Below are 18,180 nucleotides of genomic sequence, written 5' to 3' on the forward strand. Positions count from 1 at the left end.
ACACGCTCGCGCAAATCAACGGACAGGGCAGACGCCATCGGCTCTCCTCCTCGGAAAGCCGACCATCGAATCACATCACCGCCGCGGCCGAAACCCTACACGATTCAATCCGGTCGGTGACCGCTCTTGAAGGGCTACGCGTCGAACCGGGTCCGCGCCGCCCGGATTGCGCCGTGACGCTCCTCCGCCCATTGCACGAGGCGCGCCAGCGGCTCGAGCAAGGCGGCCCCGAGATCCGTGAGCCGGTACTCGACGCTGGGCGGCTTCGTCGGGAACACCGTCCGCGCGACGAAACCGTCCCGCTCCAGGTCCCGGAGCGTCTGCGTCAGCATCCGCTTCGAGATGTCGGGCAGCGTCCGGAGGAGGGCGCTGAACCGGTGCGGCCCGTCGGCCAGGGCGATCAGGAGCAGCATCGACCACTTGTCGCCGACCCGATCCAGCACGTCCCGCACCGGGCACGCCGCCGGATCGAGGGTTCCGGCCTGCCAGGCCGCGTACTTGGCCGCCAGCTCGGCGCGGGCGAGCGGCACCGCGGTTTCCTCCGAGTAACCTGGTCCCAAAATCCTGCCTCCTTCACCGCGCTGGCGGTCTCATCTAGTGACCATGCTCCGATATTGAACCATGAGGAGCAAGCATGGGCCCGACCAGTCAACCGACCTACTTCGTGACCGGCGCCACGGGCCAACTCGGCCGCCAAGTCGTCGCGGCGCTCCTGCAGCGCGTGTCGGCCGGCGCGGTGGTGGCCGGCGCGCGCGACACCGAGGGCGAGGCTGCGCGGAGCCTGCGAAGCCTCGGCGTCGCGGTCCGACGGGCCGACTACGCGGACCCGACGAGCCTGGACGCTGCGTTCGAGGGCATCCAGCGTCTCCTGCTGATCTCGTCCAGCGAGATCGGCCGGCGCGTAGCGCAGCATCGCGACGTCATCGACAGCGCCAAGCGGGTCGGTGTCGGCCTGATCGCCTACACGAGCGTCCTGCACGCCGACACGTCGGCCCTCGCCCTCGCCGATGAGCATCGCCGGACCGAGCGGCTGCTCGAAGCCTCCGGCGTGCCGTTCGTCGTGCTGCGCAACGGCTGGTACACGGAGAACTACGCCGCCGGGATCGGGCCGGCGCTCGCCCACGGCGCCGTTCTCGGCTGCGCGGGCGACGGGCGCATCGCCTCGGCCGCGCGGGCCGACTACGCCGCAGCGGCGGCCTCGGTCCTCACAGCCGACGGGCAGGGTGGCCGCGTCTACGAACTGGCGGGCGACGAGGCCTACACGCTGACCGAATTCGCCGCTGCGATCGCCGCCGCCGCGGGCAGGCCGGTCGCGTACCGCGATCTGCCGCAGGCCGAGTACCGCGCGGCGCTGGTGGCCGCCGGGCTGCCGGAGGATCTCGCGGCGCTGCTCGCCGACTCGGACGCAGCCGCGGCCCGCGGCGCCCTGGACGACGACAGGCGTCAGCTGAGCGCGCTGATCGGCAGGCCGACGACGCCCTACCGATCCACGGTTCGCGACGCCGTCGCGCGGCTCTGAACCCAACGCGAGCCCCGCCTCACTCCGTCTCGGCGATGTAGCGCCCCAGCGCCGCCGCGGCCCGGAGCATGTGGGCGCGCATGCGCCGGGCGGCCGTCTCGCCATCCCCCTCGGCGATGGCCGACAGGATCTCGCCGTGCTCCTCCCGCGAGCGGCGGATCCGGTCGGCGTGGCGGAGCTGCGTGCGCCGGAACGCGGCCAGCCGCTCGCGGATCGCCAGGGCCTGCTCGGCCATGAAGCCGTTGTGCGTCGCCGTGTAGAGTGCCTCGTGGAAGGCGCGGTTGAAGCGGTCGTAGGCGTCGACATCGCCCGCCTCGACGGCCTTGGCGGATTCCTCGTGGAGCTCCATCAGCTCCCCGCGCTCGAGAGGCGTCATCCGGTAGGTGGCCAGCCGGGCGCACATCGCCTCGATCTCGGCGGTCGTCTCGAACATGTCGGCGATCCGCTGCGGCGTCAGGCGCGCCACCACCACGCCCCGCCGGGGCCGGATCTCCACGAGGCCCGAGGCCGCGAGCTGGCGCAGCGCCTCCCGGACGGGCGTGCGCGACGCGCCGTAGCGATCGGCGAGGTTCTGCTCGTCGAGGGCCGTGCCGGCCGCGATCGTCCCCGACGCGATGGCGTCGGTGAGCGCGTCGCGGATCCGGTCCGAGAGCAGCCCGCTGTCGATCTTCTGGAAGTCTCCGTGCATGCGCCGTTCCTCGAGCGTCCCCTGAGCGGCGCCTGCCCGTCCTCGGGGAGACGATGCGGGACCATACCCTAATCCGCGCGCGCGGATCGGCCTTTCGGCCGGGAAACCGGAACGCCGCCGCTTCAGCCGACCAGGGCCCGCACCGTCAGGAACAGGATCGACGGTCCGACGAGGCAGCCGATGCCGGTGTGGAACGTCGCCGTCAGCGCGCCGTAGGGGACCAGCTTCGGATCGGTGGCCGCGAGGCCGCCGGCGACCCCGCTGACCGTACCCATCAGGCCGCCATACGCCATGGCCGAGCGCGGGTTGTCGAGGCCGATCAGCCGGGCGACGAGGGGCGTTCCGACCATAACCATCACCGCCTTGGTCACCCCGGTGGCGATAGACAGCGCCATCACGGTGGAATCCGCGCCGATCGCCGCGCCGGTGACGGGCCCTACGATGTAGGTGATCGCCCCGGCGCCGATCGTCGTGATCGAGACCGCGTCGTGATAGCCGAAGGCCACGGCGGTCAGGGTGCCGACGATGAACGGCAGGATCGTGCCCAGCGCTAGTGCCAGGACACCCAGCAGGCCGGCGCGCCGCGCCTCGATCACGTCCACCTCGAAAGCGGTGGCGACGATGGCGAAGTCGCGCAGCATCGCCCCGCCCATGAGGCCGATTCCGGCGAGCGCCGGGATGTCGGCGAGGCCCTTCTTCCCACCCGTGTAGAGCCCGCCGACATAGGCGAGCACCAGACCGAGAACGATCGCGATCGCGGAGCCGTGGACGCGGCCGTTGGTCAGGTGCTTGGCGGCGAAGTTCGAGACCAGAATCAGCGCGCCGACCACCGCGAAGGCGGCCACGAGGCTCTGCTCGACGAAGACGTGCTCGATGCCGTGCCAGATGTCGTGTCCCATGGCCATCACCCCTTCCTGGCGACGGGTTCGGCGTCGCCGCCGATCACGGATCCGCCGTGCTCGACGGCGCCGCTGCCGGGATCGCGCCGGCCGATCCGGCTCAGCAGGGCGACGGCGCCGAAGCACAGGACCAGGGAGCCGGTCGCGGCGATCAGCACGATCGGGCCGCCGCTCACGGCGGCGACGACGTTCTGCTGGGCCGCCATGGCGACCACGATCGGGATGTACATCCCGGCCCAGAACTCGACGCCGAACTGGACGCCCTTCGTCAGGCGGCCCCGGCGGGACAGCCACAGGCGCGCGGCGATGAGCAGGATCATGGCGATGCCGACGCCGCCGACATTGGCCTTCACGCCGAGGGCGAGGCCGAGGAGGTCGCCGAGATACACGCCGATCAGCGTGCAGGCGGCGAGCAGGGCGACACCGAGGACGATCATCGGCGTTGCCCCTTCAATGAAGCGGCTCTTCCGGCCGCATCCGACGGCCGTGTGGACGCGTGCAACATGGCGCGTTGCCCTCCCGGATCGGCCTCGGGGCCGTTGCGGAAAGTATGCAAGATATTGACAGGTGCGCAATCCCGTATACGAAACTGTGATATTGACGGGTTTGAAAATACCAGGTCGCCCGCTATGTGACGTTCGGTACACCGATGGGAGCACGCGGATGGGCGAGTGGCGCGGTGAGAGGCAGGCGCGCGACGCGCGCATCGCGGCGGGGCGCGCCCATGCGGACGGCAAGGTCGTGCCGGCCGGGGCCGTGGTCGACCTGCTGGAGGCCATCCTGCGGCCCGGCGACCGCGTCTGCCTCGAAGGCGACAACCAGAAGCAGGCCGATTGCCTGGCCCGCGGCCTGAGCGCCTGCGATCCCGGGAAGATCCACGACCTGCACATGGTCCAGTCGGGGATCGTGCTGCCCGAGCACCTCGACGTGTTCGAGACCGGGATCGCCAAGCGGCTCGACTACTCGTACTCGGGCCCGCAGGGCGCCCGCATCGCCAAGATGCTCTACGGCGGCCAGATCGAACTCGGGGCGGTCCACACCTACCTGGAGCTGTTCGCCCGCTACTTCGTCGACCTGACGCCCAATGTGGCGCTGATCGCCGGCGTCTCGGCCGACCGGAACGGCAACCTGTATACGGGCCCGAACACCGAGGACACGCCGACCGTCGTGGAGGCGACCGCCTTCAAGAACGGTGTCGTGGTCGCGCAGGTCAACGAGATCGTGGATGCGGTCCCGCGGGTCGACATCCCGGGCGACCGGATCGACTTCGTGGTCGAGGCCGACAGGCCCTTCTACGTTGAGCCGCTCTTCACCCGCGACCCGGCGGCGATGACCGAGACTCAGATCCTGATCGCCATGATGGCGATCAAGGGCATCTACGCCGAGTACGGCATCAAGCGGCTCAACCACGGCATCGGGTTCGGCACGGCGGCGATCGAGCTGCTGCTGCCGACCTACGGCGAGAAGCTCGGCCTCAAGGGCAAAATCGCCACCCACTGGGCGCTCAACCCGCACCCGACGCTCATCCCGGCGATCGAGTCCGGCTGGGTCAAGCAGGTCCACTGCTTCGGCTCCGAGGTCGGGATGGACCGCTACATCCGCGAGCGGCCCGACATCTTCTTCACCGGCGCCGACGGGAGCCTGCGATCGAACCGGGCCTTCTGCCAGACCGCCGGCCTCTACGCCTGCGACATGTTCATCGGCGCGACCCTGCAGATCGATCTGATGGGCCATTCCTCGACCATCACCCAGTCGCGGGTGGCGGGCTTCGGCGGAGCGCCCAACATGGGCTCGGACCCACATGGTCGCCGCCACCCCTCCGATGCCTGGATGAAGGCCGGCCGCGAGGGCCAGATCGTCGGCGATCCGGCACTGATGCGCGGGCGCAAGCTCGTCGTGCAGCTCGTCGAGACCTTCGGCGACAAGCTGGTCCCGACCTTCGTGGAGAAGCTCGACGCCCTCGAGCTGGCGCGGAAGATCGGCCTCGAGCTGGCGCCGGTGATGATCTACGCCGACGACGTGACCCACATCGTCACCGAGGAGGGCATCGCCAACCTGCTGCTCTGCCGGGACGCCGACGAGCGCGAGCAGGCGATCCGCGGCGTGGCCGGCTACACCGAGGTCGGTCGCGGCCGTGACCGGGCGAAGGTCGAGGAGCTGCGCGCCCGGGGCGTCATCCGACGCCCGGAGGATCTGGGCATCGAGCCGCTCGACGCCGACCGCGCGCTGCTCGCCGCGAAGTCGATCAAGGATCTCGTGCACTGGTCCGGCGGGCTCTACGAGCCGCCCGCCCGGTTCCGGAACTGGTAAGCGTCGCGCGATGACGTATCCGCACTCGAGGAGTCGGCGATGGAATCCCTGACCTTCCGCCACACCACCAAGAAGCCGCTGGCTGGCTCGGCGCCGAGCGCGATCACCGGCGTCGTCGCCTCCGGCAACCTGGAGATCCTGCTGGAGCGGGTCCTGCCGCCGGATGCCTGCGAGGTGGCCGTCGAGACCCCGATCGCCGGCTACGGCGACGTCTGGGAGGCGGTGGTGGCCGATTTCGTTGCCCGGGCGCAGCCGGGCGGCCTCCGCATCAGCATCAACGACGGCGGCGCCCGCCCCGACACCGTGTCGCTGCGGCTGCTCCAGGGCGCGCGGCTGATGGAGGCCTGACCATGGCTGCCGACCGCGCCGCGCGCTTCGATCCGGATGCCCTGAGCTGGTACGAGGCCACCGCCCGCCAACGCGTGCTGGCGCTCACCGATCCGGGAAGCTTCCGCGAGTTCCTGCCGCCAACCGAGCGGCGGATGAGCCCGCACCTGCCGCTCTTCGACCTGCCCCGCGCCTTCGACGACGGCATCGTTGTCGGGAGCGCGCGCCTCGGCGGTGACCCGGTTCTGGTCGCCGCCCAGGAGGGCCGCTTTATGGGCGGTGCCTTCGGCGAGGTGCACGGCGGCAAGCTGGTCGGCCTGCTCCGCGCGGCCCTGGAGCTGAAGCCGAAGGCGGTCCTGATCCTGTTCGACACCGGCGGCGTCCGCCTCCAGGAGGCCAATGCCGGCGAGACGGCCATCGCCGAGACCATGCGGGCCATCGTCGACGTGCGCGCGGAGGGCATCCCGGTCGTCGGACTGATCGGTGGCCGGGCCGGCTGCTACGGCGGCGGTGGCCTCATCGCCGGCACCTGCTCACGCCTCGCCGTGTCGGAGAGCGGGCGCATCTCGGTCTCCGGCCCCGAGGTGATCGAGACCAACAAGGGTGCAGAGGAGTTCGATTCCCGCGACCGCGCGCTGGTCTGGCGGACCATGGGTGGCAAGCACCGCCGCCTGATCGGGGGCGCCGACGCCTTCTGCGCCGACACGGTCGGGGCCTTCCGCGCGGCCACCCGCGACCTCGTCGGCCGAGCGCCGGCCTTCGACCTGGCGACCCTGGAGGCCGAGCAGGCGCGCCTGGAGGCCCGGATCGAGCGGTTCGGCGATTGCCGCGACGCCACGGAGGTCTGGGCGCGCCTCGGCGTGAACGATCCCGACGCGGTGCCGGCGATGGACACGCCCGCCTTCGAGGAGACCGTGGCCCTGAGCCCGGAGGCCGACCATGACGCTCGCTGAGATCCTCGCCTCCCTGTTCCCGCAGGGGCACGCAGTCGCGGTGCGCGACGGCCTCGTGACCGGCACCGGCCCCTTCGCGGACGGCCGGATGCACGTCGTGGGCGTCGACGGCGACACGCCGCTGGGCGTCGACGGGGCGCTGGTCCTGTCGCGCGCCGTGCTCGACGCCGTCCGGGCCGGCGACCGCGCGCCGATCCTCGTGGCGGTGGATTCCGACAGCCAGCGGATGAGCCGCCGCGACGAATTACTGGGCCTCAACGAGTGCTTGGCGCACCTCGCCAAGGCGCTGCTCCTGGCGGACAGGTCGGGCCATCCGACCATCGGGCTGATCTATGGCCACTCGGCCGCCGGCGCCTTCATCGCCACGGCGCTCGCGACGCGTGTCCTCGCGGCCCTGCCCGGGGCGAACCCGAGCGTGATGGACCTGCCGTCCGTCGCCCGGGTGACCAAGCTGCCGCTCGACAGGCTGAAGGACATGGCGAGGTCGACGCCCGTCTTCGCGCCCGGCCTCGACAACATGGTGGCGACCGGCGCCGTCCACGTGGTTCTGAATCCGGGCCGGCCCCTGGAGGGTCAGATCCGCGATGTGATCGGAACCCTGCCGGCGGAGGATATCCGCGACCGGCTGGGCGCCGAGCGGTGCGGTCGCCCGGTCGCCCGCACCGTCGCGGCGGCCGTGGCCAATCAGGCCCGCCTTGGCTGAGCCGTTCCGACGCCACGACCTCGTCCGGGTCGATCCGGCGGCCTGGGCGGCTTGGCGCGCGGACCGGCCCGACCTCGGCGCCGTCCCCCATCTCGACGGCTGGGCCGCTGCGGGCCGGCCGCTGATCGTCCGCCGCCGCGTCCCCGGAGAGACCGGCGACGCGGTGCCGCTCGGCCTGCCGCTGCCGCCCGCGAACGGCAAGCGGCGGATCGGGCTAGCACTGCCGGCATCGGCGCTGGCGCCCGCAGCGGTGGTGACCCTCGCCGAGGCCGCCGGCCGCGCGCCGGCGGCCTGGGGGCCGACCCTCGACGCGCTGACGGCGCTCGGCCGGCGGCACGGCCTCGTGCCGCGCCCCTTCGGCAGCCTGCTCTGGCAGGCGGTCACCGGCCTGACCTACCTGAGCGCCGGCTCCGATCTCGACCTGCTCTGGCCGTGCCCACCACCGGTGCCGGTCGACCTTCTCGACGGCATCGCCGCCGTGGCGGAGACGGCGCCGATGGGCATCGACGGCGAGATCCAGTTGCCGGACGGCGCCGACCTGCACTGGCGCGAGCTGCGCGACGCGCCGGAGGACGGCTCGTTGCTCGCCAAGAGCCTGGACCAGCTGCTTCTGCGGCCGGTCGCGGGACTGCGCGGCCCGGGCGTGGCATGACCCTCGCGATCCTCCTCTCCGGCCAGGGCGGTCAGCACCCGGCGATGTTCGACCTGACGGCCGATCATCCGGCGGCCCAGGACGTGTTCGCGGCCGCCAGACCGCTCCTCGACGGCGCCGACCCGCGCGACCTGGCCCGCGCGGGCGGCGACACCCTGAACGCCAATCGGACCGGCCAGATCCTGTGCTGCGTCGCCGCCCTGTCGGCGTGGCGGGCCCTGGCCGAGGCGATGCCGGACCGGTCGATCGTGGCCGGCTACAGCATCGGCGATCTCGCGGCCTGGGGCGTCGCCGGGCGACTCGACCCCGCAGACGTGCTGGCCCTGGCGGCACAGCGGGCGGAGGTTATGGACGCCGCGTCCGGCGCGGGGTTCGGCCTGGCGGGGATCCGCGGCCTGAGCCTCGACGCGCTCGCCGGTCTCGCGACGCGTCAAGAGTGCCACCTCGCCATCCGCAACGCTCCCGATAGCGGCGTCGTCGGCGGTCCGCGCGCGGCACTGGACGCGCTGTGCCGGGAGGCGACCGGTGCTGGCGCGCAGCGCGCCGTGGTCCTGCCCGTTCACACGCCGTCGCACACGCCCCTGCTCGACGCCGCGACGGCCGCCTTCCGGGACGCGCTCGCCGCGGTGCCGCCGCGCCGCCCGCCGCCCGGAGCGCCCCGGCTGCTCAGCGGGCTGGACGGGAGCACGGTGTTTCGGGATGCCGAGGGTCGCGGGAAGCTGGCGCTCCAGATCTCGTGCACGATCGACTGGGCCGCCTGCCTGGAGGCGTGCCGCGAGTACGGCGCGAACCGCGTCCTGGAGCTCGGACCGGGCCACGCCCTCGCCACCATGGCCCGGGCCGCCCTCCCGGCGGCGCGCGTCCACGCCGTCGAGGAATTCCGCTCGCTCGACGGCGTGGCGGACTGGCTCGGGCGACCTTAGCCGTGCCGCACGGGGGCCTCACAACCATTGCAGATGGCTGTCGAGTTGCGACGCTAGTCTGGCGATGTGCCGGTCCGGCTCCGCTTGCTTGGCGCAATACTGATGTCGACACATCGCCTTGACGCGCGGCCCGTTGCGGTCGTAGCAGCCGGGCATCTTCGGGATGGGACGGGTTCATGACGGCCAAGCGAGCGCTGATCACGGGTGTGACGGGCCAGGACGGCGCGTATCTGGCGCAGCTGCTCCTGCAGAAGGGCTACGCCGTCACCGGCATCGTGCGGCGCTCCAGCCACGCCGGCGTCTTCGACCACCGGTTGAAGTGGCTCGGCATCCTCGACGATGTCGAGCTGGTCGACGGCAACCTGCTCGACCAGTCCGCCTTGCTGCGCATCGTCCAGGCCGCCAAGCCCGACGAGATCTACAACCTCGCCGCCCAGTCGTTCGTGACCTCGTCCTGGCAGCAGCCGCTGCTGACCGGGCAGGTGACCGGCCTCGGCGCGGTGCACATGCTGGAATGCCTGCGCTCGGCGGCGCCCCAGGCGCGCTACTACCAGGCCTCGACCTCGGAGATGTTCGGCCTGATCCAGGAGGCCAAGCAGAGCGAGTCGACGCCGTTCTACCCGCGCTCGCCCTACGGCGTGGCCAAGCTCTACGCGCACTGGATGACCATCAACTACCGCGAGAGCTTCGGGCTGCACGCGTCGAACGGCATCCTGTTCAACCACGAGAGCCCGCTGCGCGGCGTCGAGTTCGTGACCCGCAAGGTCACCGACGCTGTGGCGCGGATCAAGCTCGGGAAGCAGAAGGAGCTGCGGCTCGGCAACATCGACGCCAAGCGCGACTGGGGCCACGCCCGGGACTACGTGAAGGCGATGTGGCTGATGCTGCAGCAGGACCGCCCGGACGATTACGTGATCGCCACCGGCCGGACCACGACGGTGCGGGACATGTGCGAGATCGCGTTCAAGCACGTCGGCCTGAAGGTGGACGACCACCTGATCGTCGACCCGGCGCTGTTCCGGCCGGCGGAGGTCGAGGTGCTGCTGGGCAACCCCGCCAAGGCCAAGGCGACCTTCGGCTGGGAGGCCGAGACCAGCCTCGAGGCGCTGATCACCGAGATGGTCGACGCCGACATCAAGCGCCTCAGCGCCAACGCCTGAGCCGTCGGGCTCGCCGCGGGCGGGCTCCGGATCCATATGGCGCGCATCCCCGGACGGAGAGGCGCGCCGTGAAGACCTACCAGCTCTACATCGACGGCCAGTCCGTCGATCCGGTCGAGGGCTCGTGGTTCGAGTCGATCGACCCCTATCGCGGCGAGCCCTGGGCCCGGATCCCGCGCGCCGGGCGCGCCGACGTCGACCGGGCGGTGGCCGCGGCCAAGCGCGCCATGTGGGACGGCCCCTGGGCGACGATGACGGCCTCGACCCGCGGCAAGGTCCTGCGCCGGATCGGCGACCTCGTCGAGCGCGAGGCCAAGGCGCTCGCCGAGATCGAGGTCCGCGACAACGGCAAGCTGTTCGCCGAGATGTACGGCCAGACCCGCTACCAGCCGGAATGGTGGTGGTACTACGCGGGTCTCGCCGACAAGGTCGAGGGCGCGCAGGTGCCGATCGACAAGCCCGAGACCTTCGCGTTCACCCGGCACGAGGCGGTGGGCGTGGTCGGGGCGCTGACGGCGTGGAACTCGCCGCTCCTGTTCGTCGCCTGGAAATGCGCGCCCGCGCTCGCGGCCGGCTGCGCGGTCGTGGTGAAGCCCTCGGAATTCGCCTCCGCCAGCACGCTGGAATTCGCCCGCCTGACCAAGGAGGCGGGGCTCCCCGACGGTATGTTCAACGTCGTCACCGGCTACGGCGGCGAGGCCGGCACCGCCATCGTCGAGCATCCGGACGTCGCCAAGATCACCTTCACGGGCTCGGACGTCACCGGCGCGAAGGTCTACGAGGCGGCCGCGCGCCAGATCAAGCGCGTCTCCCTGGAACTCGGAGGGAAGTCGCCCAACATCGTCTTCGCCGATGCCGACCTGAAGGCCGCCGCCGCGGGGGCGATCTCGGGCATCTTCGCGGCCACCGGGCAGACCTGCATCGCCGGCTCGCGCCTGCTGGTGCAGAACAGCATCCGCCAGGAATTCACCGAGCGGCTCGTCGAGCTCGCCCGCACCGCCAAGCTCGGCGACCCGATGCAGGCCGACACCAATATCGGGCCGATCACGACGCCGCCTCAGTACACGAAGGTGCTCGACTACATCGCGCTCGCCAAGAGCGAGGGCGCGCGCTGCGTGTTCGGCGGCAACCCTGCCTCCGGTCCCGGCGTGCTCGGCGGCCAGTTCGTCGAGCCGACCATCTTCACCGGCGTCACCAACGACATGCGCATCGCCCAGGAGGAGGTGTTCGGCCCGGTGCTGTCGATCATCGGCTTCGAGGACGAGGCCGAGGCCCTGAGGGTCGGCAACGACGTGATCTACGGGCTCGCGGCCGGCGTCTGGACTCAGGATATCGGCCGCGCGATGCGCATGTCGAAGGGGCTGCGGGCCGGCACCGTCTGGGTGAACACCTACCGGGCGGTGAGCTACATGATGCCGTTCGGCGGCATGAAGCGCTCGGGCATCGGCCGCGAGAGCGGCATCGAGTCGATCCGCGAGTACCTAGAGACCAAGAGCGTGTGGATCTCCACGAGCCGCGACGCGCCGGAGGATCCCTTCGTCATGCGCTGAGCCCGCGGGCCGCGCCGCGATCCGTGGCGGCGCGGTCCCTAATCCGGGGCCGATCGCGCGCGGTCCGGCGGCAGCGCGAGGGATGCCAGGACGAAGCCCATGAAGAAGAGGAAGTACTGGTTGACCGACAGTTCCTCGAACATGAGCGACGGGATCAGGAACACCGCGCTGTAGGTCAGGAACGGCCCGAAGGCGGCGGGCGCCAGCAGGATCCGCCCGAGGCCGGCGATGAGCAGCAGCGCCGCGGCGACACCGCTCTGAAGCGCCAGCGACACGAAGCCGTTATGGGGCGTTACGAGGCCGGTCAGGGCCTGCAGCTCCTCCCGGCGGGCGACCTCGCCGACGCCGAACGGGTACTCGAGGACCAGCTGGAGCGCGGTCACGCCGGACAGGAACCGCTCGTCGAAATTGCCCGTGACGTTGTGGTCCTCGGCGAAGCGCCGCTCGATCGCCTGGGACAGTGTCCCCGGCAGCGGGATGTCCCCCGTCACCGCCCAGGCCACGAGCAGGACGCCCAGGACACCGAGCGCGGCCAGCACCGCGGGCGCCTTGAGGTTCCGCCGCATCAGCAGGCCGAGGAACAGGACCGGTATGAACAGGCCGGCGCGGTTGTTGGTGAACGGGAAGCTCGCCAGGAGGGTCGCGAAGTAGGCGAGATAGACGATCTTCAGGCGATAGCGCAGGCTGAGCAGCAGGGCCGCGGCTCCGGCCAGCGCGAAGACGTGGCCGGTCTCGTTGCCCGAGGCCCAGAGGCCGCCCTGCTTGTCCTGCACGAACAGCTTCAGCTCCTCGTCGAGCCCGTCCGTGGGAACGGCGAGTCCGAACCGGTCGAGCTGCATGCCGGAGGCGGCGAGCAGCAGGACCGCGAGGGAGGCGAGCATGCCGGCGAGCAGGCCGACGCAGAACGCGTCCTCGACGCGCCGGTCGCGGAACATCACCAGCAGGATGAACGCCTGGACCACGTAGAGCAGCAGGACGAGGGTCAGGTAGACGTCGCCCGCCTGCTTGTGCGCCTTCAGCACCAGCGAGGCCGCGATCAGCACCAGGATGCCGGCGAGGGGCGCGGCCTGCCGCAGCGCCTCCGCCACGACGGCCCGGCGCAGGCCCAGCCAGGGGATGAGCAGGAACGGCAGCAGGTCGGACAGGCGCTGGAACGGCAGCCCGAAGGTCGAGGTCAGGACGTTGAAGTTCAGGGCGGCGCCAAGCAGGAACACGGCGACGCGGTCCGCGAGGAGGGACGCGGCCGGCGCACTCGTCCCGATCGGCAACGCCTGTCCCGCCATCACCCTGCACCGCCCCCGCGCACCGGCCGCCGATGAACCCACCGCCGGCCGCGGCCTTCGGCCGGCAGTGTCGCCCACAAAGGTTGGCGGAGGGTGCAGATCAGGCGGGGCGTCTTAGGAACAGGCCGACGGCCGTGCGGAGCGTGCCGCGCATGAAGATCCAGGCGAGGCCCAGATAGGCCGCGATCCCGAGCCCGACCGCCGCGAACAGGCCGAACCGGTCCCCGAGCGCGGCGTGGATCGGACCCTGGACGAGCAGCACGACCCCGGCCATCGCGCCGGCGCAGAGCGTGATCGGCGCGAGGAGCCGCACGAGCCGCCCGTTCGTGACCGGGACGACGCGCCCCGCGCTGGCGACGATCGCGGGCGTGAACAGGTAGGCCCGCACCACGTGCCCGGCGACCAGGGCGGCGAGGCCGAAGGGCGCGGTCACGAATGCCGCCGCGGCGCCGAGGCCGAACTGCGCGCCGGCGAGCCGCAGGGCCGTGCCGTTGCGGCCCAGGGCCGTGAAGATCATCCACAGCATCGAGGTGGCGACGAATTCCGGGGCGAGGAGCGCGAGCGTCCGAAGCACCGGCGCCGCGTCGTGCCACTGGTCGCCGAACAGGAACGGGATGAGGGTCGGGGCCACGGCCGCCATGCCGAAGAAGGCCGGCACGGCCAGGAAGGCTGAGGCCTCGGTGAAGCCGTGGAAGGCCGCGGCCAGCTCGCCGGGCCGGTCCTGGAGGCGCGCGTAGGTGGTCAGCCCGACCGTGGTGAGCGGGATGACCGCGACCTGGCTCACGAGGTCGATGCAGCGCCACGCGAGGCGCAGGTAGCCGACATCGGTGGCGGACAGGAAATAGGCCGCGATGACCTCCTGGCTCCGGATCGACGCGACGAGCAGCAGGTAGGTGCAGAACAGCCGCGAGCCGAACGCGATCTGCTCGCGCACGGAGGCGAGGTGCAGCCGCAGCGGCGGGATCCAGCGGGCCGCCGCCCAGGTCAGAAGCGTGGTCGCGGTCGCGGCGACGAGCCGCTGCACCACCAGGCTCCAGACGCCGTAGCCGTCGAGGGCCAGCACGAGGGCCGCGGCCCCGCCGAGCACGTTGGCGCCGAGCGCCCGCAGGGCGAGCTTGCGGAAGCCGAAGCTCCGCTGGAGCCGCGCTTCGTGGATCGCGCCCGCGGCGGTGATGACGAAACAGGCGGAGAGCGCGCACAGGACCGGACGCAGCGCCGGCAGGTCGAAGATCCAGGCGATCGGCCCGGCCAGGGCCACGAGGCCCAAGGCGCACAGGACGCCCGTGGCGAGCATCACCCAGAAGGCGGTGGCGGCGAAGTGCTCGTCGAGGTCGGCGCGCTGGACCACCGCGTCGGGCAGGCCGCAGCGGGCGACGATCTGCAGGATGTCGATGAAGACCGCGGCGATCGCCACCATCCCGAACTCGGCGGGCCCGATGAGGCGCGCGAGCACGAGGAACACCCCGAAGCTCAGGACGACGTTGCCGACGGAAGCCACCGCCACCCAGCGCGCGGCGTCGAACGAGCGCCGCGTCACCGCGGCGCCGGAGGCGAGCCCCGGCTCCTCCTCGGCGGCGGCCGCCTCCGACAGGACCGGCGCTGCGGCGCTCACGGGCGGCTCGCCCGACGCTCGGCGACGAGTTCGGCGTAGAGATCGAGGTACTTCTCGGCGACGCGCTCCGAGGTCGACTCGCGGATGACATGCTGGAAGGCGCGCTCGTCCTGCAGGTCGCCGCGGCCGCGGGCGATCACGGTCCGCAGCCGCGCGGCGAGGTCGGCGTCGTCGCCCGGCGTGAACAGCCAGTCGGCGTTGTTCTCGCCGATCAATTCGGGGATGCCGCCCGAGGCCGCCCCGATCACCGGAACGCCCATTGTGTAGGCCTCGTAGATCGTCCGCGGCGACGGCTCGGCCCAGAACGACGGGACGATGAGCACGTCGATCGCGCTGAGGAACTCGGCGGGTTTCGCCCAGCCGACGAAGTCGATCGGCAGGCCCTCGGCCTGCGCCTTGAACCGCTCGATCGAGTCGTCCATCGCGTGGCCGGCGACGAGGCAGCGCCAGTCGCCAGGACCGATCCGCCGGAAGGCGTCGATCATCGTGCCGACCCCCTTCTCGGTGTTGATCCGGCCGAGATAGCCGAAGGTCATCGGCTTGCCGGTCCGGTCGATCCGGCGCCGTGCCTCCGGGTCGCCCTCGGGGACGGTGCAGGAGTAGAAGATCACGCGCCGCCGTTCGGGCGCGAGATGCGCGAACAACCCGTGATCGACATGGGTCTTCAGAATCTCGGTCCCGACGCTGACGACCGCGTCCACCGACCGGTTCGTGATCTGCTTGGCGGCGTTGACCACCTTGCAGCCCAGGTGCCAGCGGTCGCACGGCTTGCCGTCCTTGAACATCGCGGCGTTGCCGCAGATCAGGTCGTACTCGCAGACCGTGTGGACTATCGGGATCCCGCGCTTGGCCGCCTCGCGCCAGACGAGGGTCGAGACGTCGAGCAGCGAGTGCGTGTTGACGACATCGGGCCGGAAATCGTCGAGGACGCGGCCGAACTCGGCCGCGACGGCGAAATTCCACTGCTGCTTGAGCTTGGCCCAGGCGCGGCCGAACCGGCTCGCCTGGGGCCAGTCCTCCAGCCAGAAATCGTTGTGGTGGGCCATGCGGTAGACGGTGACGCCGCCGCGCACGCTCTTGGGCTCGGGCTCCCGGGCGATGCAGGCCGCCGCCACCGTGTGGCCGGCCGCGACGAGTTCCTCGGCGAGGTGCTCCACCGAGCGCTCGGCGCCGCCCACGATGTAGGGCGGGTAGAGGGCGCTGAGATGCAGGATCCGCAGGGGGCCGGTGACGGCGCGCGCGGCCGCCTGATCCCTCGGCCGGTCCCGGTCCTGGGCGCGGGGTTCCTCCGAGAGGACCCGGGCGTAGCTCGACGACAGGGTAGGGGTCATCATGGACGGCACTCGCTGAGGTGCGGGCGCTCCGCGTCGGCGGAAGGCTCGGGAAGCGGTTCGATGGAGACCGCGTCGCGGGTCGCGGCGTAGAGGTCGAGGTAGGCGGTCGCCACAGCGACCGGATCGGTGCCGGCGCGGATGCGTGCGGCGCGGGCGAGCCCCTCGGCGAGCCGGGCCGGCTCCGCGACGATCCGGGCCATCGCGGCGGCGAGCGCCGGCGCGTTCCCCGGCGGGACCAGCCAGGGGCCGGACCCGACCTGCTCGCCGATGCCGCCGGTCGCGGTGCCGATCACCGGGACGCCGCGCCCGTAGGCCTCCGCCACCGTCCGGCCGAAGGGCTCGGGCCAGATCGGCGGGACCACGAGGCAGTCGAGATCGTCGAGGAAGGCGTCGCGCTCCGCGTAGCCCAGGAAGGTCACGGGCAGGCCCGCGGCCAAGGCACGGTAGCGGTGCAGCCCATCCACGGCGCGTCCCGCGACGGCGAGGTGCCAGCCGGCCTCCGGCAGGCGCCGGCAGGCCTCGAGGAGGACGTCGAAGCCCTTCGCGCCCTCGATCCGGCCCAGATAGCCGAACCGGACCGGCGCGCCCGGCGGGCGGATGCGCCGCGCCACGGGCGATCCGGAGGGGATCGGGTTCCAGATCACCCGACGCAGCGACGGCGGCACGTGGGCGAAGAGGCCGGCGGCGAGGTGGCGGTCGAGGATGTCCGATCCCACGGCGGCGACGGCCGTCACGGCGCGCTGGCAGCGCCGATGCGGCGCGGCGTAGAGGCGGCACTTGAGATGCTGCCGGGCGCAGGGATGCCCGTGGCGCACCATCGCGCCGTTGGTGCAGAGGCTCGTGAAGTCGTGCAGCGTGTGCACGACCGGAACCCCGAGCCGCCGGAGCATCGGCCAAAGCGCCGGCGGCAGCTCGGAGATGGAGTGCGTGTTCACGAAGTCGGGGGCGAAGTCCCGGACCGCCCCCGCCATCCGGTCGACGGCGTGGCGGTTCCACTGCGCCGCGACCTTGTAGCGGAGGCGCTCGACCCGCCCGCGCTGCGGCCAATCGAGGATGTGGAACGGCGTCCCGTAGCCGGTCCGGTAAACGGTGACGCCGTCCTGCAGGACCGGTCCGCCCTCGGTCCGCGCCGTGCAGGCGACAGCGACGCTGTGGCCCAGATCCGCCTGGGTCCGGGCCAGCGTCTCGACCATCAGTTCGGCGCCGCCGACCTGCTCGGGCGCGTAGAGCGAGCTAAGGTGCAGGATGCGCATGCGGCACCTCCCGGGCGGTGCGCGCCGCCGCGCCGTCCCGCAGCGCGTCGAGCAGCAGCGTCTCGTAGCGGCGCGCGGTCTCGGCCCAGTCGTAGCGCCGGACATTGTCGCGGCCACGGGCGATCAGCGCGTCCCTGAGACCGGGCTCGTCCAGCAGGCGGCGCAGGCATTCGGTCAGCGCCGCCGCGTCGGCGGGATCGAAGGTGAGGGCGCCGGCTCCCGCGATCTCCGGCGTGGCGGAGCGGTCCGAGCAGATCACCGGACAGTCGAGGGCCTGCGCCTCCAGAACGGGCAGGCAGAATCCCTCGGCGAAGGACGGGACGCACAGGCACAGCGCGCCGCGATAGAGGGCCGCCAGTCTGTCGTCGCCGATGCCCGACAGGCGGATCAGGGGGACCGGCGCGTCGCCGAGCGCGGCGGCGATGGCCTCGTCGAAATCCTCGCCGACGTGGACGATCCCGAGCCCCGGCCGTCCGAGCGCGACCACGGCGCGCGCCAGGGTCGCGAAATTCTTGTTGTAGAGGGCGTTGCCGACGGCCAGCACGTACGGCCCCGCCGGGATTCCGACGACGGAACTAGCCGCCGATGGGTCCAGCATGGCCGCGGACGGCACGGTCCGCGTTCTGCCGCGGAGCCGCGGGTAATGGTACTCCAGATCGCGCCGCGTCGCCTCCGAGACCGCGATCACCCGGGCGCTGTTGCCGAGGACGAGGCGGAAGATCGGGTCGGTGGTCAGGGCCTCGCGGGAGCGGATGCGCTCGGGCAGGGTGCGGAAATAGAGGTCGTGCACCACGCTGACGCGGGCGCGGCCGCCGAAGGCCGCCCCGTACGGGTCGATGTTCAGCACCACGTCGATGGCGCGGGCGCGGCACAGCCGCGGGACGGCGATGCTCTGGCGCAGGACGTCGAGCAGCATGATCCGCGGCCGCGGCACCGTCACGACCTCGACGCGGTCGCGGATCGCCGCCGGCAGGCGGGGGCGGCGCCCCCCGGGGGGGGGGGGCCCCCCGGAGG

18 protein-coding genes are annotated in these 18,180 nt (G+C 71.9%); 9 read left to right on the forward strand and 9 right to left on the reverse strand.

Annotated features, from left to right (window positions below):
* Positions 1-134 precede the first annotated feature (134 nt).
* Positions 135-560: a winged helix-turn-helix transcriptional regulator gene (locus ACLBYE_RS23935; protein ID WP_447696084.1), complete on the reverse strand. Its 426-nt coding sequence runs from the start codon at positions 558-560 to the stop codon at positions 135-137.
* A 74-nt stretch (positions 561-634) separates the two neighbouring features.
* On the opposite strand from ACLBYE_RS23935, the gene ACLBYE_RS23940 reads away from it, so the two are divergent.
* A complete protein-coding gene (locus tag ACLBYE_RS23940) occupies positions 635-1,519 on the forward strand; it encodes an NmrA family NAD(P)-binding protein (protein WP_447696085.1) in 885 nt (294 codons plus the stop codon).
* Positions 1,520-1,538: 19 nt separating this feature from the next.
* Here ACLBYE_RS23940 and ACLBYE_RS23945 read toward each other — a convergent pair whose 3' ends face one another.
* The 3 genes from ACLBYE_RS23945 to madL all read right to left on the reverse strand — a co-directional run bounded on the left by ACLBYE_RS23945 (position 1,539) and on the right by madL (position 3,543).
* A complete protein-coding gene (locus ACLBYE_RS23945; protein WP_020091534.1) occupies positions 1,539-2,207 on the reverse strand; it encodes a GntR family transcriptional regulator in 669 nt (222 codons plus the stop codon).
* A gap of 122 nt (positions 2,208-2,329) precedes the next feature.
* Positions 2,330-3,094 carry a malonate transporter subunit MadM gene (gene madM / locus ACLBYE_RS23950; protein ID WP_026604683.1) on the reverse strand — a complete coding sequence of 255 codons (765 nt, stop codon included), beginning with the start codon at positions 3,092-3,094 and terminating at the stop codon, positions 2,330-2,332.
* A 17-nt stretch (positions 3,095-3,111) separates the two neighbouring features.
* Positions 3,112-3,543, reverse strand: coding sequence for a malonate transporter subunit MadL (madL, locus tag ACLBYE_RS23955; RefSeq protein WP_447696086.1), 432 nt, complete (start codon positions 3,541-3,543; stop codon positions 3,112-3,114).
* 226 nt (positions 3,544-3,769) lie between these two features.
* Here madL and mdcA point away from each other — a divergent pair, with 226 nt between their 5' ends.
* The 8 genes from mdcA (at position 3,770) to ACLBYE_RS23995 (ending at position 11,684) form a co-directional block, all read left to right on the forward strand.
* A complete protein-coding gene (mdcA, locus tag ACLBYE_RS23960) occupies positions 3,770-5,416 on the forward strand; it encodes a malonate decarboxylase subunit alpha (protein ID WP_447696087.1) in 1,647 nt (548 codons plus the stop codon).
* A 39-nt stretch (positions 5,417-5,455) separates the two neighbouring features.
* Positions 5,456-5,764, forward strand: a complete 309-nt coding sequence (gene mdcC, locus ACLBYE_RS23965) for a malonate decarboxylase acyl carrier protein (protein WP_447696088.1) — start codon at positions 5,456-5,458, stop codon at positions 5,762-5,764.
* A 2-nt stretch (positions 5,765-5,766) separates the two neighbouring features.
* Positions 5,767-6,696, forward strand: a complete 930-nt coding sequence (locus ACLBYE_RS23970) for a biotin-independent malonate decarboxylase subunit beta (protein ID WP_447696089.1) — start codon at positions 5,767-5,769, stop codon at positions 6,694-6,696.
* Positions 6,683-7,399: a biotin-independent malonate decarboxylase subunit gamma gene (gene mdcE, locus ACLBYE_RS23975; RefSeq protein WP_447696090.1), complete on the forward strand. Its 717-nt coding sequence runs from the start codon at positions 6,683-6,685 to the stop codon at positions 7,397-7,399. The genes ACLBYE_RS23970 and mdcE overlap by 14 nt, the downstream gene beginning before the upstream one ends.
* A complete protein-coding gene (gene mdcG, locus ACLBYE_RS23980; RefSeq protein ID WP_447696091.1) occupies positions 7,392-8,051 on the forward strand; it encodes a malonate decarboxylase holo-[acyl-carrier-protein] synthase in 660 nt (219 codons plus the stop codon). The genes mdcE and mdcG overlap by 8 nt, the downstream gene beginning before the upstream one ends.
* Positions 8,048-8,974, forward strand: a complete 927-nt coding sequence (locus ACLBYE_RS23985; protein WP_447696092.1) for an acyltransferase domain-containing protein — start codon at positions 8,048-8,050, stop codon at positions 8,972-8,974. Before mdcG ends, ACLBYE_RS23985 begins: the two co-directional genes overlap by 4 nt.
* 176 nt (positions 8,975-9,150) lie before the next feature.
* Positions 9,151-10,134 carry a GDP-mannose 4,6-dehydratase gene (gmd, locus tag ACLBYE_RS23990; protein ID WP_447696093.1) on the forward strand — a complete coding sequence of 328 codons (984 nt, stop codon included), beginning with the start codon at positions 9,151-9,153 and terminating at the stop codon, positions 10,132-10,134.
* A gap of 68 nt (positions 10,135-10,202) precedes the next feature.
* Positions 10,203-11,684, forward strand: a complete 1,482-nt coding sequence (locus ACLBYE_RS23995; protein ID WP_447696094.1) for an aldehyde dehydrogenase — start codon at positions 10,203-10,205, stop codon at positions 11,682-11,684.
* Between the two features lie 38 nt (positions 11,685-11,722).
* Here ACLBYE_RS23995 and ACLBYE_RS24000 read toward each other — a convergent pair whose 3' ends face one another.
* The 5 genes from ACLBYE_RS24000 to ACLBYE_RS24020 all read right to left on the reverse strand — a co-directional run.
* Positions 11,723-12,967: a hypothetical protein gene (locus tag ACLBYE_RS24000; RefSeq protein ID WP_447696095.1), complete on the reverse strand. Its 1,245-nt coding sequence runs from the start codon at positions 12,965-12,967 to the stop codon at positions 11,723-11,725.
* A gap of 100 nt (positions 12,968-13,067) precedes the next feature.
* On the reverse strand, positions 13,068-14,579 hold the full coding sequence (locus ACLBYE_RS24005; RefSeq protein ID WP_447696096.1) for a lipopolysaccharide biosynthesis protein: 1,512 nt from the start codon (positions 14,577-14,579) through the stop codon (positions 13,068-13,070).
* Positions 14,576-15,799 carry a glycosyltransferase family 4 protein gene (locus ACLBYE_RS24010; protein WP_447696099.1) on the reverse strand — a complete coding sequence of 408 codons (1,224 nt, stop codon included), beginning with the start codon at positions 15,797-15,799 and terminating at the stop codon, positions 14,576-14,578. Before ACLBYE_RS24010 ends, ACLBYE_RS24005 begins: the two co-directional genes overlap by 4 nt.
* A 110-nt stretch (positions 15,800-15,909) precedes the next feature.
* Complete coding sequence (locus tag ACLBYE_RS24015; RefSeq protein ID WP_447696097.1) at positions 15,910-17,166, reverse strand: glycosyltransferase family 4 protein; 1,257 nt, start codon at positions 17,164-17,166, stop codon at positions 15,910-15,912.
* A partial coding sequence (locus ACLBYE_RS24020) for a glycosyltransferase family 4 protein (protein ID WP_447696098.1) occupies positions 17,147-18,180 on the reverse strand: 1,034 nt, incomplete at its 5' end. The genes ACLBYE_RS24020 and ACLBYE_RS24015, both read right to left, overlap by 20 nt.

The organism is Methylobacterium sp. A52T, assembly GCF_053346095.1.

What these genes read in the sequence shown, in the direction of transcription:
- ACLBYE_RS23940 (WP_447696085.1), top strand. Translation starts at nt 635, where the DNA reads ATGGGCCCGACCAGTCAACCGACCTACTTCGTGACCGGCGCCACGGGC.
- ACLBYE_RS23945 (WP_020091534.1), bottom strand. Translation starts at nt 2,207, where the DNA reads ATGCACGGAGACTTCCAGAAGATCGACAGCGGGCTGCTCTCGGACCGG.
- madL (WP_447696086.1), bottom strand. Translation starts at nt 3,543, where the DNA reads ATGATCGTCCTCGGTGTCGCCCTGCTCGCCGCCTGCACGCTGATCGGC.
- mdcA (WP_447696087.1), top strand. Translation starts at nt 3,770, where the DNA reads ATGGGCGAGTGGCGCGGTGAGAGGCAGGCGCGCGACGCGCGCATCGCG.
- mdcC (WP_447696088.1), top strand. Translation starts at nt 5,456, where the DNA reads ATGGAATCCCTGACCTTCCGCCACACCACCAAGAAGCCGCTGGCTGGC.
- ACLBYE_RS23970 (WP_447696089.1), top strand. Translation starts at nt 5,767, where the DNA reads ATGGCTGCCGACCGCGCCGCGCGCTTCGATCCGGATGCCCTGAGCTGG.
- mdcE (WP_447696090.1), top strand. Translation starts at nt 6,683, where the DNA reads ATGACGCTCGCTGAGATCCTCGCCTCCCTGTTCCCGCAGGGGCACGCA.
- ACLBYE_RS23985 (WP_447696092.1), top strand. Translation starts at nt 8,048, where the DNA reads ATGACCCTCGCGATCCTCCTCTCCGGCCAGGGCGGTCAGCACCCGGCG.
- gmd (WP_447696093.1), top strand. Translation starts at nt 9,151, where the DNA reads ATGACGGCCAAGCGAGCGCTGATCACGGGTGTGACGGGCCAGGACGGC.
- ACLBYE_RS24000 (WP_447696095.1), bottom strand. Translation starts at nt 12,967, where the DNA reads ATGGCGGGACAGGCGTTGCCGATCGGGACGAGTGCGCCGGCCGCGTCC.
- ACLBYE_RS24015 (WP_447696097.1), bottom strand. Translation starts at nt 17,166, where the DNA reads ATGCGCATCCTGCACCTTAGCTCGCTCTACGCGCCCGAGCAGGTCGGC.